Raw genomic sequence first — 14,103 nt, forward strand, 5'->3', positions numbered from 1 at the left:
GTTTCCAAAAAAAATCGTTTTGCTGACCGCGCCGCGGCCAACAAAACGGTTTTTGGGGTTTGGTTTGAGCCCCCGGGACGTTGCCCCGGGTTAAAGTCAAACCCGGCCTTCAGCCTGATGATTGTTAATACAAAAACCATAATCGTGATTAACGATTTAGTGATGAAGTCCTTTTTGGAAAATGGTTAAAGTAATTTGGTTTATTAAAACCATCACAATATCTGGAATCTGACAAATTTTTAATTGACGCTTTTTTTGTCAAAAAGAACCCAGGCTGAAAGCCTAACTGAAAATAGCCCGGGGCACCACCCCGGGAAAAGTAAATTTCCCATAAAATCGTTTTGTTGACCGCGCCGCGGCCAACAAAACGGTTTTTGGGGTTTGGTTTGAGCCCCCGAGACGTTGCCCCGGGTAAAAGTCAAACCCGGCCTTCAGCCTGATGGTTGTTTATTTGAAAACCACAATCGGGATTAGGGTTTAAGGGATAAAGCACTATATTTGCCGCGGCAAAATCAGACAGGCATGAACATTCGATTTGTACTGAACATATTGGGCAGGGTATTGATTATCCTGGGGCTTTTTATGTGCACCAACTTTATCTGGGTTGGGGTGTATGAAGAAGCTACCTTTTGGGGGCATTTTTATGCCTGCATAATCACCCTGCTGGGAGGTGCCGGGCTTTTTCTTGGTACATCCATCAATCTGAAGCCCAGCCTCGGGTTACGCGAGAGTTATCTGACGGTTACTTTTGCCTGGGTGGTGATTTCTGCTTTCAGTACATTACCATATTTGTTTACACAATCCATTGCCACTTTTGAAGATGCCTTTTTTGAATCGGTTTCCGGACTTACCACTACCGGTGCCTCTATATTGAATGACATAGAAGCATTGCCTCGCAGTGTCCTGTATTGGCGCAGTATGACACATTGGATCGGGGGTATGGGAATCATTGTTTTGGTGGTTGCCATTCTGCCAATGCTGCGGGTTGGTGGTTACAATTTGTTCAAGTCGGAAGCCACCGGCATATCCTATGAGAAACTTACCCCCCGAACAGCCAGTACCGCCAAACGTCTTTGGGGAATTTATCTGGGACTTACCTTTTTACAAGTGGTTTTTCTGATGTTTGGCAATATGGATTTTTTTGAATCCCTTTGTCACAGTTTTGGAACGATCGCGACAGGCGGGTTTTCCACGCAAAATGACAGTATTGCCGGGTATTCTCCTTATATTCAGTATGTCATTACTGTATTTATGTTGCTGGCTGGTGTTAATTTTACCCTGCATTACTTCCTAATAAAAGGGAAGTTTAAAAAGTTGAGGCGCAACGATGAGTTGAGGACCTATCTGGGGATTATTCTGGTTGCAGGTGTTGTCATCACTGTAATATTGGTTCGACATCTGAACCTGGGAGTCGAAGAAGCATTTCGGAAAGCATTCTTTCAGGTAGTTTCCATTATTACATCCACCGGTTTTATTACCGATGATTACTTACTTTGGCCAACAAGAGGCTGGTTTGTCATTTTTCTGCTGTTTTTTGTAGGTGCCAGCGTTGGGAGTACTGGTGGGGGTATTAAGGTCATTCGTTTGGTGGTAGCCTTTAAGAGTTTTTATGTCAATTTCCTGCGACTTTTGCATCCCAACTCTGTTATTGTTTTGCGCGTAAACGGAGAAGTGGTGGATGATGAGAAGGTCAGTACAATTCTGGGCTTTATCGTTCTTTATTTTGTGACTGCTTTTGTGGGAACAGTTGTGATGATCTTTATGAATGTGGATGCCATTACTGCCATGGCGTCGGTTATTTCCTCCATGGGTGCGATAGGACCTGCTTTTGGGGAGGTAGGGCCGACAAGTAATTTTGCCATGATTCCTGATGGGGGCAAGTTTTTCCTCTCTTTTCTGATGATTCTTGGACGTCTGGAACTTACCACCGTTTTTGTCTTGTTTACCCTCGATTTCTGGAAGGACTGATTTTTTATTCCACTTTATTTTTATTTCCTTTGCGCCCAAAATCAGGTAGATAGCAAAAAAAAGGAAGTGATGAACGTAGATGTTGAGCCAAAACCGACAAGAGAAATTATTCCGACCAATGTATTGCAGCAGACTGCTTTTTGGGCACGGTTGAAAAATAAGCAGGGCTGGGGAACCCATGCTTTTGATCTCTCACTGGGAAAAAGTGAGGCATTTTCAGGCACCCGGTTTGGAAAGCATGAGCGTGAGGGTGATATACTGATTACTTTGCGTGCCATCGGTGGGGGGCGGTATATGGCTTATGTCCCTTTTGGTCCGGAACAGCTGCCCGATGAAGAACGACGCGGCATCTGGCTGGAAGAGATATCAGAACAGCTGCGGAATTTTCTTCCTGAGGATTGTCTCTTTATTCGTTATGATCTTTGTTGGGAATCTCCCTGGGCAAGGGAAGATGAATATTTTTCTGAAGATGGTATCTGGCTGGGGCCTCCTGATGCATATGTTCAGGAGATGCGTATGAATTTTGATACCCGAAACTTTAATCTGCGCAAAGCACCTTCTGATATGCTTCCTGCACACACGGTGATGTTGGATCTGGATAAAGAAGAAGATACCCTGCTTTCCGAGATGAAATCAAAAACACGCTACAATATTCGATTGTCTCAGCGTAAAGGTGTGGAGGTGCGACGTGCGGGTATGGATGAACTGGATAAATGGTTCCGGTTGTATGATGAAACTTATTCGCGTAATCGATTGGCAGCAAATGATTTGTCATTTTTTAAGCAGGTTTTTCAGACACGGGCAGATGATACAGATTCACCGGGTGAGGTGGATTTACTACTTGCGGAGAAAGACGGCGAGGCTTTTGCCGGTATGTTCCTGGCCCGATCGGGAGAAAGAGCAACCTATCTGTACGGAGCCTCCAGTGGTCAACACCGAGATCTTCAGGCCAGTCATGCACTTCAGTGGGGAGCCATCCGGCACAGCAAGGAAGCCGGTTGTAAAGAGTATGATATGTTTGGAATTTCCCCTACACCCGATCCGGAACATCCAATGTACGGACTTTACCGCTTTAAAACAGGCTTTGGCGGAACAAAAATACATCGCCAGGGATGCTGGGACTATTCCCTTGATGAAGAGGGATATGAGCAGTACCGCCTGGCGGAAATGAATGCTACCGGTTATCATCTTGGGTAAAAGGTGTAAATAAAATAGGGCACTTAAGTTTTTTGGGTATGTAAACCATTTTTGGGACAAGTCACTGCACTCTGCCCCGGCCCCTGGCTCCATGCACCATTCTCTCGGCTCCCGGCCCTTTGCTATTGCAGCACCAAATAGATCATATATCCCGTAAAGAATGCCACAAAAAGGGCCGCTTCCCATCGGTCAAGTTTTTTTCTAACACCGGTGAACATAGCCACAAAAAGGGCAACGGTTCCTACCAACAATATGGTTATATCTGTATTGAAGGCAGTGCTAAAGGGCATTGGTCGGATGGTAGCACTAATTCCGAGAATAAGAAAGATGTTGAAAATATTAGACCCAAGGATGTTGCCTACTGCTAAATCGTTGTTTTTCTTTTTTACAGCTATCAGTGAAGTTACCAGTTCGGGCAAAGAAGTCCCTGCGGCTACGATTGTTAGCCCGATAATTTTTTCACTCAGTTGAAAGAAACGGGCAATCTCTATGGATGAATCTACTACGAGGCGTCCACCCAGAATCAACCCTGCTAATCCTCCAACAATCGATAAAATTGTCTTTATTAAAGAGTGCTGTTTTTTTGTTGATTCATCCGGTTGTGGTTCAGTTCTCATATTTCGGTAGATGTAAAATAGAAACAGAGCGAAAAGTGCCAATAGAATGACGCCGTCGATGCGTGACAATACCAATGCGCTTTCACCGAAAAGCTGATCGTTGGCCAATAAAAGCAGTGCAACGGCAGCAATAAGTGACATAGGAATTTCTTTCCAGACAGTGCCTGCTCCGACAGCAATGGGAGCTATTAATCCTGATAGGCCCAGAATCAGCAAAAGATTAAAATTATTGCTGCCAATAACATTACCGAAGGCAATGTCGGCATGCCCATCCACGGAGGCGAGAACATTTACCACGAGTTCGGGAGCCGAGGTTCCGAAAGCCACGATGGTGAGTCCTATAGCGAGTTCCGAAATACGATATTTTCGGGCCAGGGTTGAGGCCCCGTCCACAAGCCAGTCACCTCCTTTGAGCAGCAGCGTCAATCCAAGTATCAGCAATAAAGATGTGAAAATCATATGGCAGGTATTTTAGAATTTGTTGTAAACGCTTGGAGGGTAGTTTTTAGCTTCTTGTTCGCAGCTCTCAGGGCTGGGGAGTGATATATTTTGGAAATGTTTCAATTATGAGGGAAAATCCCTGGAACAATCCATATTGAACAGCCATGGTAGTGATGACAGATATCTGTTTTTGTGCTGTTTTATCTGCAATAAGCTTTTTTGACCTGGTTCACTATGTTCGAAAAGCCTCGTCATTGCAAGTGCGCACCTAATATGTCATTGCTGGCAGAACGAAGCAATTTTCTTTCATGATAATAGTTTTTCCGGATTATAGTGAAAAAAATCTTATTTGTTTCATTGTTGCAAAAATATGATATAAACGCTTTTTCTGCTATTTTAGAGAAAAATATTTTTCATGAGTCTCAGAAACAGATTAAATATAATTGTATTTTACTCCAATACGAAGGCAGGAAAAACCTTTGATGTGATTTTACTCTGGGCAATTCTTCTCAGTGTTCTTACTGTATTGCTGGAAAGTGTACCTGTTTTAAATGAACGTTTTGGAAAGCTTTTTGAGGGTGTGGAATGGTTTTTTACGACACTTTTTACTCTTGAATATTTATTGCGAATCTATATCAGCCCCAGGCCTCATAAATATGTCTTCAGTTTCTGGGGGGTGATAGACTTTCTGGCTGCCATTCCTTCCTGGTTAAGTGTTCTCTTTCCTGCAGCACAGTTGTTGTTTGTAATTCGTTTTTTACGTTTCATCAGGGTATTTAGAGTGCTCAAGCTGGCCCGGTTTACCTCAGAGGCCAGATCTTTGGCAAGTTCATTAAGGTCGAGCCTTTATAAGATTACCATCTTTTTTACTGCAATTTTAATTCTTGTATTGTTTTTGGGAACACTTATGTATGTAATTGAAGGTGCAGAAGAGGGGTTTGACAGTATCCCCAAGAGTATTTACTGGGCAATCATTACCATTACTACGGTGGGGTATGGTGATATAGTCCCTCAGACCGATTTGGGTAAGTTTATCGCTTCCTTCATCATGCTCATTGGATATGCTATTATTGCCGTCCCTACAGGTATTGTTACTGCCGAAATATCCCGTCAGAACAATACTCGTGTCAGATGTACGAAATGCGGAAGAGAAAATCTCTCAGATGCAAGGTATTGCAGTCATTGCGGTGAGACAATATAGTGTAAGAATCGTAATGTCCCGTACAAATTTTTGCGCTGTAATCCTGTTTTCTTCGTTAATCTTTTTCGCTGTAGCTATGGCTATACCTGTAAAGATGTCTTGAAAAAATAAAAACTTTATCCAAAAACCCCCGTTCGTTCTATTAAAACTCTTATCACCAATGATTTTCTGTTCAAGAATCCATATTTGGTTCCTGTTATGCGGTTTGTTATTTTTGCAATCGATTGTTAAGCGTCGAAAAGAACTTTTTTCTATCGATTTCGTATCCATCCAAATATTAAATTATTGATTTATGATTCTTGCTTTCAGATGGTTTGGTGTCTCCGTTTTTGTAAAGGTTTTTTCTGTTATTTTATTGGTGCTATCTTTTGGGTTTTCGAATCCGGCAAAAAGTTGTGATGAGCCGGGAGAGGTTTATTCTGCAGATATCATTTCGGTTTTTCTGGATTTTCCTTTTTTCAATCAGTATATCCGGGAATCCCTCCCTGTGATTAATTATGTCCGCGACCGCCAGGTATCGCAGGTGCATGTGAAAATCAATCGTCAGAGATCAGGAGCAGGCGGTGAAAACTATGTCATAAGTTTTTTGGGGCGTCAAAGATTTGAGGACATGAATAACGAGATTACTTATTGGGCACCTGCGTCCAATACTGAGGATGACACCCGCAGGGGACTGGTCGAACGACTGAAATTGGGATTGGCGCCCTATTTGGCCAACACAGGTCTGAATAGTTTGATTACCGTGAACATAAGTGACAGCATAATGTCTATGGAGCGTAAACCTGTTGATGACCCATGGAAAAACTGGGTTTTTGAGGTTTATGGAGGTGCCAATTTCTATAAAGAAGCATCACAAACGAAGTTCAATTCAAGGTGGGGGTTTTATGCAGATAAGGTTTCTGATGATTGGAAAATAAGGATGCGTCCCTATTTTAACTTAAACAAGAGCAATTATACTTCAGAAGAGGACGGGGAGATAGAAAGCAATAATTACCGTCATGGATTTGAAGGGTATATGATTCGAAGTCTCAGTCAGCATTGGTCTGCCGGTTTGTTTTTGAATATGCTGACCAGTACTTTTCACAATATGGAGTTCAATGTTGAACCAACTCCGGGTATCGAATACAGCCTATTCCCTTATTCTGATGCCACAGAAAAGGCAATTACTTTCGCTTATACCATGGGTGCTGCACAAAATTACTATCTGGAAGAAACTATTTTTTTAAAAAAGCAGGAAACACTTTTTAAGCAGGCGCTTCGTATAGCTGTAGATTTTGATCAACCCTGGGGATCTCTTTGGGGGGGCATTAAAGGATCGCACTATTTTCATGATTTCGACGCTAACAGACTGGAGTTTTATTCCGGTTTCAGCTTGAGGCTGATTAAAGGCCTTTCTTTGAGTTTTCACAGTGATCTTGACTTAACCAATGACCTTTTGACCATCCCGGCGGGTGAAGCAACCCTTGAGGAACTTCTGCTTCAGGAAAGAGCTCAATCTACCAGCTACCAGATTTATACCAATGTGGGAATTTCATATCGTTTTGGTTCTGAGTTTTCGAATGTGGTAAACACCAGATTTTAAGGTTGGTAATTGTTTCATTTAATAGATAATCCCATTTTTCCCCATGCCCCATTATCGCAAAGGGAGAGTGGGTTTTTGTTTTTTGAAGGTTGAAATATTTTTGTTTAGAGGTATTTTTCTGCAAAATTAGTTTAAAAAGTAAAAAATACTTTTTAAATTAGCAGGCTTAAGAGCAGACTCATTTAATTGTTGCCATACTTGTTTCATCAAGTATTCTCTTTAAGGGAAAAGCGGAGAAACTCAGTGAGCGAAAATGATCGGAATAGAATCATAAGTGTTTAAAATAACGTTACCGAATCGGTAATCTAAAAAAATAGGTGTTTTATGGCTAAAATAGAATCTCTTATTCAGCAAATTAATAATGGTAACAATGAGGCTTTTAAGCGTTTGTACGGCACTGATGCCGGCGAACTGAAATCTCAGGCTGAACGATATGCGGAATTGATGGAGGAGTTCAAATCCATCTTTGACCAGGATGATGTGGAATTATTTTCCTCACCCGGACGCACTGAGATTGGAGGTAATCATACCGATCATAACCATGGGCGGGTGTTGGCCGGAGCTGTCAACCTGGACAATATTGCAGTAGCTGCTGCTAACGGAACAGACATCATCCGCATTAAATCGGCAGGATACCCTGAGTTTCAGGTAGATTTGTCCAACCTGGAACCTAATGAACAAGAGCATTACACCTCTACTGCTTTGGTGCGTGGCATTGTGGCCAAAATGAAGGCCAATGGATACAACGCGGGTGGATTTGATGCCTGTATCGAGGGTAGGGTGCCCAAAGGCTCCGGACTGAGTTCTTCTGCTTCGTTTGAAGTTTTGATTGGTGCCATCGTCAACCATTTGTTTAATGATGGAAAAATGGATGCAGTAGAGAATGCCATCATTGGACAATGGGCCGAAAACAATTTCTTTGGTAAGCCCTGTGGTCTGATGGACCAAACGGCTTGTTCGGTAGGCGGCCTGATTACGATTGACTTTAAAGATCCTTCCGATCCGGTTGTGAAGCCGATTGGTTTTGACTTTGTTTCCTCCGGATACTCACTGGTGATTACTGATGTGGGTGGAGGCCATGACGATCCGGCTTCACAGCAGGAATATGCTTCGCTTCCCACAGAGATGAAATCGGTAGCCCGGGAATTGGGCGCCGAGGTGCTTCGTGAGGTCACTCTTGAGCAAATAGTGGATAAAATCCCGGAGATTCGTGAAAAAACCGGTGATCGGGCTATTCTGCGTGCGATTCATTTTCAGGGAGATAACAAGAGGGTGGCCGACCAGGTAAAAGCACTGGAAGAAAATGATTTCCAGTCATTCCTGAAGATGGTGGTTGAATCGGGTCAAAGTTCCTATATGTACAATCAGAATATCTATGACATCACTCATAAGGAGGAACAGGTTGTATCTCTGGGGCTGGCGCTTAGTGAAATGGTGCTGAAAGGCAAAGGTGCCTGGAGGGTACATGGAGGTGGTTTTGGTGGCACCATTCAGGCATTTGTACCTCAGGAAAAATTGCAGGAGTATGTGAAAACGCTGGAACATGTTTATGGAAAAGGAAAATGTCATACCATGTTTATCCGGCCTGAAGGTTCAATAAAAGTAGTGCTATGATCACCTGCAAGGGGACATATTCCTCAAAAAGGTGAAAAAAATCATGATTTCTTTAAAGCCAGAAAAAATAACCATACTTTTGTGAAACAACCGGATGAGACAAGACTCCTACGCCGATTGTTTACACATTTTTGATATTTTGTTTATTTGCAGAAAATGAAAAACAAAGTTATTGGAATTGCTTCTGATCATGCCGGATACGACATGAAAGAGATGGCCAAAAAATACCTCGAAGAGAAGGGGTTTACGGTGGAAGATTTTGGTGCTCCATCGGCTGAAAGTGCTGATTATGCAGATTTTGCACATCCACTGGGGCAGGCCATTTCAGGAGGAGAATTGAAACAGGGGATTGCGTTTTGCGGAAGCGGAAATGGCATTAATATTACTCTGAATAAGCATAAAGGTGTTCGATCTGCTTACAGCTGGAATCCCGAGATTGCACGTCTGGGAAGGGCTCACAATGATGCCAATATCTGTGCCATGCCTGCCCGTTTTCTCGAAGCAGATCAGATCAAAGAAATCATAGATGCTTTCCTGACCACTGAATTTGAAGGTGGCCGACATCAGCGGCGGATTGATAAAATCGATTTGTAATTAGTGTCTGTCCATAAAGTACCATTTGCGTCCACGAAGAATCGGGGCAGGCTGTTACGCTTGCCGCCCAAATGCTCATTTACCCAAATAAACTCCGTTTTGGCGGCTTCGCAAGCCTTGCAACTGTCACTTTCTGACCAGACACATGCCTTTTTGCCAACTTTCCTGACTTTATAGACAAACACTAAGATAGTAGTGTGATCACAAAATACTATTTCATATTTTACATCCCTTTTCCCATTCTGCATCGTTAAAATTTTTCAACGTAGCTATGGCTATGCTTCAAAATTTTGCCTTGCAGAAAGAAAAAATGAAAGCAAAATATTTGAAATACTATTTTTCGAACGCCCTACTAGTCTTTGCAAGAAAAGACCAACAACTATTGTTTTTCAGGAACCGTAGCGGTTTGCTGCACAATTGCTGAAACCTGAAAAATTCCCAGAGCATCATTGCTGATGTTTCCCGTGATGGGGACCCCCGGAGGAGGGGTGAACGGGTTGGAGCTGACCCGGTTTTTCTCAGCGGCCTGAACAAAGTTATAGTATTCTGTGCTTACAGATAATGCATAAACATCAATGGTGTCCCCGGGATTGGCTTCTATGTTTCCAAAGAGTTGAGCATCCTCAAGCCAAAGGTTGTTGCTCAGCTGATCGGTATAATGTGACCAGACCTGCACCGAATCATATCGGACATCGTTGATGGTGTACTTAAAAAGAAATCTTTCATCTTCCCGCTCGTTGTCTTTCACCCAGCCGGTGACTTCATAAATGTTATTGTCGTCTGTTTCCCACCGGTCTTTCTGCACTTTTAGCGAATGCATGTTAACAGAAGGAGGCATGCTGGATTGAGCTGCATAAACTTCTCCATCAACTTCTATATTCAGATAATAGGTGATGTCTATTCCCGGTTGAAAATTTTCAGGAGCAATGTATTGTCCATTTCCAATCCATTCAAATGAATAGGTGGTTTGCTCATCTGAAACAGTCACCTCTGCATGATCGATTGTTGCAATTTTCGATCCGTCCATATAAGGGGCAGTGCGGGTGAGTTCAATGGTACGATAATCGGGATGCTTGCCCAATATGCCGTAAACTACCGGTAACTCCTCATTCAGAGTTTCTATACCCGGATCAAAGGCGATGCGTTCACAGGCAATGGTAGATATAATCACTAGAACAGGAAATATAATTTTCTTAAACGAATTCATTACTTCAAAATGTTTATTTTTCATATTTTCAAATTTCTAACTTCTAACCTCCAGCTTCTAACTTCTAAGATCCAGCTTCCAACCTACAACGTCTAACCTCCAACTTCTAACATCTAACCTCTAACTTCCAACATCTAACCTCTAAGAATCAGTCTCTAACTTCAAAACTTAAAATTATAGGTGACCGATGGCACAATGCGAAACATAACCGTTTTGTAGGCATTCATTTTATTGGGGGTATCCGGATCCTCTTCGAATTGCACCGAATAGGCGTTGGCACGGTTGTAGGCATTGTAGGCTCCGATGTGCCATTCACCTTCCCATTTACGGTCGGGTTTGTTTTTTCCTTTGATGGTGACTGATAAATCGAGTCGGTGATAGTCGGGCAGTCTGGCACTGTTTTTATCTCCATAAATGGGCAGGCTGGAATCGGCGTGTCTGAATCGCATGGTGGGATAGGTGATCGGTGCTCCTGTGCGATAGGTCCAGGCCGATGATATTCCGACTCTTTGAGATACTTGATAATTGAGGATGATGTTCAGGTTGTGTGGAATGTCGTAGTTGGCCCGGTATTCTTTTCCATTGTTGATGTCGGGAAACTGACGGAATGCCCGTGACCAGGTATATCCAATCCAGCCGGTGAGATTGCCTTCATTTTTTCTAAGAAGAAATTCAGCTCCGTAAGAGTGTCCCTCACCAAATCGGATGTCTTTTTCCAATTGGTTGTTGAGCATCAAATTGGCATTGGGATCAAAATCTATTTGATGATCCATCCATTTGTAAAAGGTTTCCACAGAAACCTCGTAACTGTTTTGTCGGAAGTTTCTGAACCATCCCACAGAAACCTGATCGCAAATTTGCGGTTTTACATGCTCCGAAGCCGGAAACCATACATCCAGTGGCGTACCGCTGGTTGAGTTGGAAGCCAGCTGTATGTATTGATAGGTGCGGCTGTAGGAGGCTTTGAGGGAATTTTTTTCATTGAGCAGGTAGCGCATACTTATTCGGGGTTCCCAGCCGGTGTAGGTGTTGAAAATTTTGTTGTGTTCATAGTTGATGGTGTCTGTCACCTGAAAGTTTTCAGCGATGCGGTAAACCGTTGCTTTGCCCATATTTTGAAACGCGGAGAATCGTAGCCCTGCATTTATTTTTAACTTGTCGCCAATTTTTTGTTCCCCAAGAAGATAAATACCATACTCAAGGTCTTTATTGTCCGGCACTTTGTAGGCACTCACCTGGTTGGATACTTCGAAGCGTCCCGGCTGAATAAAGTGCTTGATGGCCTGGCCTCCGAAACGGACAGTAGTTGCAGGGCTCATCAGCCAGCTAAAATCGTATTTGGCACTCAGGTTCTCCATGTATGAGGTCCAGTCAAATGTGGGGCTACCATCATTGACCTCCACCTGGTAATTGTATTTGCTGTACAGAAGTGTGAGGTTGGAGAACAACTGATCGGAAAAAAGGTGATTCCAGCGGGCCGTAAAAGTGGCATTGCCCCAGTTCATTCCCATATCATCGGCATATCCGTATTTGTCTTTTCCAAAATAGCCACTTAGAAAAATCCGATTGTTGCTGTTGAGTTCATAATTGAGTTTGGCATTCAGATCATAGAAGAAGAGGGTGTTGTTGTTGATGGCAGAATCAGGAGATAATTTCAGGAATACATCGGCATAAGTTCTGCGTCCTGAAAGGATGAAGGAGCCTTTGTCTTTTTTGATCGGGGCTTCTATTGTTAACCGACTTGATATCAGTCCCAGGCCTCCTTCTGCACTGAAATCTTTCTTGTTGCCATCCCTCATCTTTACATCGAGTAAAGATGATAAGCGTCCTCCGTCAGATGCCGGGATATCTCCTTTGTAAAGGGTCACATCTTTCACCGCATCAGAATTGAATACAGAGAAAAATCCCATCAGGTGACTGGGATTGTAAACCGTAGCTTCATCCAACAAAATCAGGTTCTGATCCATGCCTCCTCCACGGACACTAAAACCGCTGCTTCCTTCCACAGGCGTTTGAATACCTGGCATCATCTGGATAGATTTCATCAGGTCGGACTCTCCAAAAATCACCGGGAGATTTTTCAGGGTTTGGGCATCCATTTGCACCATACTCATTTGGGTGCTTTTGAGGTTATGGTCACTGGCTCTCCCTTTAATTTCGACGGCCCCCAGTTCAATGCTGGTGGGAGCAAAGTCCACATTCATCTTAATGTTGCTTTGCAAATCTATGGTCTCCAACCGATTGGCATATCCTACAAATCCATACTTTATATTGTATTTACCGGCAGGGATGGTCAGGGAGTAAAAGCCATAGTCGTTGGAGGTGGTTCCTGCCTGAAGTTCTTTAACGTAGATGGTTGCTCCAATCAGTGTCTCTCCTGTATCCTTGTCCTTTACATATCCACTGATGGTAAAATTATTTTGTGCGAAGATGATTGGGGAACAAAGAATCCAAAATAGGAGCGTCCATAAATATCGTTTCATAAAAAGGTATTAGGTTACTCTGGTTTAAGAGGTTATTGTGAAAAAATATGCTTTTCACGAAAAGATTAAAACCATTCGTGATTTCTTCCTGTTTATGCCTGCAAAAGTAGAGAATATATTACAGCATTGATAGGCAAATTGGATGAGCAGCCTATTGGGCCCGATGAACTGCGAAATTAACCGGATAGGATATTTTGCTACCTTTGCAGGCAAAATCTGGTGTGCTGATGAGGTACCAGCCGTCACACCATTTATTGAACACTGATATTTGCACTCTGAACATTGATAATTGAACACTGATAATTGCACCATGTGGCTGATACTAACACTTGCATCTGCATTTTTTCTTGGATTTTACGATATACTCAAAAAGGTTTCTCTGAAGGAGAATGCGGTGTGGCCGGTGTTGTTTTTTGGAGCACTTACCAGTAGCATTATCTTTCTTCCTTTACTGCTATTGTCTAATTCCGGTGTTTTGGAGGCCGGTGATATGGTATTTGTTCCGCGACTAACTGCCAGGGAGCACTGGATGGTGTTGCTAAAAACGGCCATAGTCCTTACCTCCTGGGTGTTTAATTATTTTGCACTGAAGCATTTACCACTGACAATCGTGACGCCTGTCAGGGCTACCGGACCACTGTGGACTTTAATCGGAGCCCTTATCATTTTCGGAGAACAACTAAATTTTTACCAGTGGGCGGGGTTGTTAGTGACCCTCTTTTTCTTTTTCAGGTTTTCTACGGTCGGCAAACTCGAGGGGCTTTCCTTTCGTAATAATAAATGGATGTGGTTTGTGATTATCGGAACTCTTGCAGGGGCTGTCAGTGCATTGTACGATAAACATATTCTACGTCAGATGGACAGAGTAGCTGTTCAGGCCTGGTTCTCCTTTTATCAGGTTGCGTTGTTGCTGCCCATTTTGTGGATTGTTCGTCGCAAGCGACCATCGCGCACACCTTTCTTCTGGCGATGGACCATTCCGCTCATCGGACTCTTTCTTGTCATTGCCGATTTTTTTTATTTCTATGCCATCAGTGAACCGGAATCGCTTATTTCAGTTATCTCAGCCCTGCGAAGAAGTAGTGTTATTGTTCCGTTCGTTTTTGGTGCCCTGATGTATGGCGAGAAGAATGTGAAGAAAAAGGCTGTTTACCTTGGGGGAATTTTGGTAGGTATTGTGTTGTTGTTGCTGGGGTAGT

At 43.0% G+C, this 14,103-nt stretch carries 10 protein-coding genes; 7 read left to right on the plus strand and 3 right to left on the minus strand.

Annotated features, from left to right (window positions below):
• Positions 1-522: 522 nt before the first annotated feature.
• Both BY457_RS05815 and BY457_RS05820 read left to right on the plus strand, forming a co-directional pair.
• Positions 523-1,968, plus strand: coding sequence for a TrkH family potassium uptake protein (locus BY457_RS05815; RefSeq protein WP_106152393.1), 1,446 nt, complete (start codon positions 523-525; stop codon positions 1,966-1,968).
• 69 nt (positions 1,969-2,037) lie between these two features.
• Entirely contained in the window at positions 2,038-3,165 is a 1,128-nt protein-coding gene (locus BY457_RS05820) for a lipid II:glycine glycyltransferase FemX (RefSeq protein ID WP_106152394.1), read from the plus strand.
• A 122-nt stretch (positions 3,166-3,287) separates the two neighbouring features.
• Here the strand turns inward: BY457_RS05820 and BY457_RS05825 are convergent, their stop codons facing one another.
• On the minus strand, positions 3,288-4,241 hold the full coding sequence (locus BY457_RS05825) for a calcium/sodium antiporter (protein ID WP_106152395.1): 954 nt from the start codon (positions 4,239-4,241) through the stop codon (positions 3,288-3,290).
• Between the two features lie 397 nt (positions 4,242-4,638).
• On the opposite strand from BY457_RS05825, the gene BY457_RS05830 reads away from it, so the two are divergent.
• The 4 genes from BY457_RS05830 to BY457_RS05850 all read left to right on the plus strand — a co-directional run bounded on the left by BY457_RS05830 (position 4,639) and on the right by BY457_RS05850 (position 9,214).
• Positions 4,639-5,424, plus strand: coding sequence for an ion transporter (locus BY457_RS05830; RefSeq protein ID WP_106152396.1), 786 nt, complete (start codon positions 4,639-4,641; stop codon positions 5,422-5,424).
• A 292-nt stretch (positions 5,425-5,716) separates the two neighbouring features.
• Positions 5,717-7,006: a hypothetical protein gene (locus BY457_RS05840; RefSeq protein ID WP_106152398.1), complete on the plus strand. Its 1,290-nt coding sequence runs from the start codon at positions 5,717-5,719 to the stop codon at positions 7,004-7,006.
• Positions 7,007-7,330: 324 nt separating this feature from the next.
• Positions 7,331-8,620 (plus strand): galactokinase, encoded by a 1,290-nt coding sequence (locus BY457_RS05845; RefSeq protein WP_106152399.1) that lies wholly within the window; start codon positions 7,331-7,333, stop codon positions 8,618-8,620.
• A gap of 156 nt (positions 8,621-8,776) precedes the next feature.
• Positions 8,777-9,214: an RpiB/LacA/LacB family sugar-phosphate isomerase gene (locus BY457_RS05850; RefSeq protein WP_106152400.1), complete on the plus strand. Its 438-nt coding sequence runs from the start codon at positions 8,777-8,779 to the stop codon at positions 9,212-9,214.
• A 379-nt stretch (positions 9,215-9,593) separates the two neighbouring features.
• On the opposite strand, the gene BY457_RS05855 is transcribed toward BY457_RS05850, so the two are convergent.
• Entirely contained in the window at positions 9,594-10,445 is an 852-nt protein-coding gene (locus BY457_RS05855; protein WP_106152401.1) for a DUF4249 family protein, read from the minus strand.
• 137 nt (positions 10,446-10,582) lie between these two features.
• Positions 10,583-12,904, minus strand: coding sequence for a TonB-dependent receptor (locus BY457_RS05860; RefSeq protein WP_106152402.1), 2,322 nt, complete (start codon positions 12,902-12,904; stop codon positions 10,583-10,585).
• 310 nt (positions 12,905-13,214) lie between these two features.
• On the opposite strand from BY457_RS05860, the gene BY457_RS05865 reads away from it, so the two are divergent.
• Positions 13,215-14,102 carry a DMT family transporter gene (locus BY457_RS05865; protein WP_106152403.1) on the plus strand — a complete coding sequence of 296 codons (888 nt, stop codon included), beginning with the start codon at positions 13,215-13,217 and terminating at the stop codon, positions 14,100-14,102.
• Position 14,103 lies beyond the last annotated feature (1 nt).

It is taken from the genome of Marinilabilia salmonicolor, from assembly GCF_003003035.1.
Lineage (GTDB): Bacteria > Bacteroidota > Bacteroidia > Bacteroidales > Marinilabiliaceae > Marinilabilia > Marinilabilia salmonicolor_A.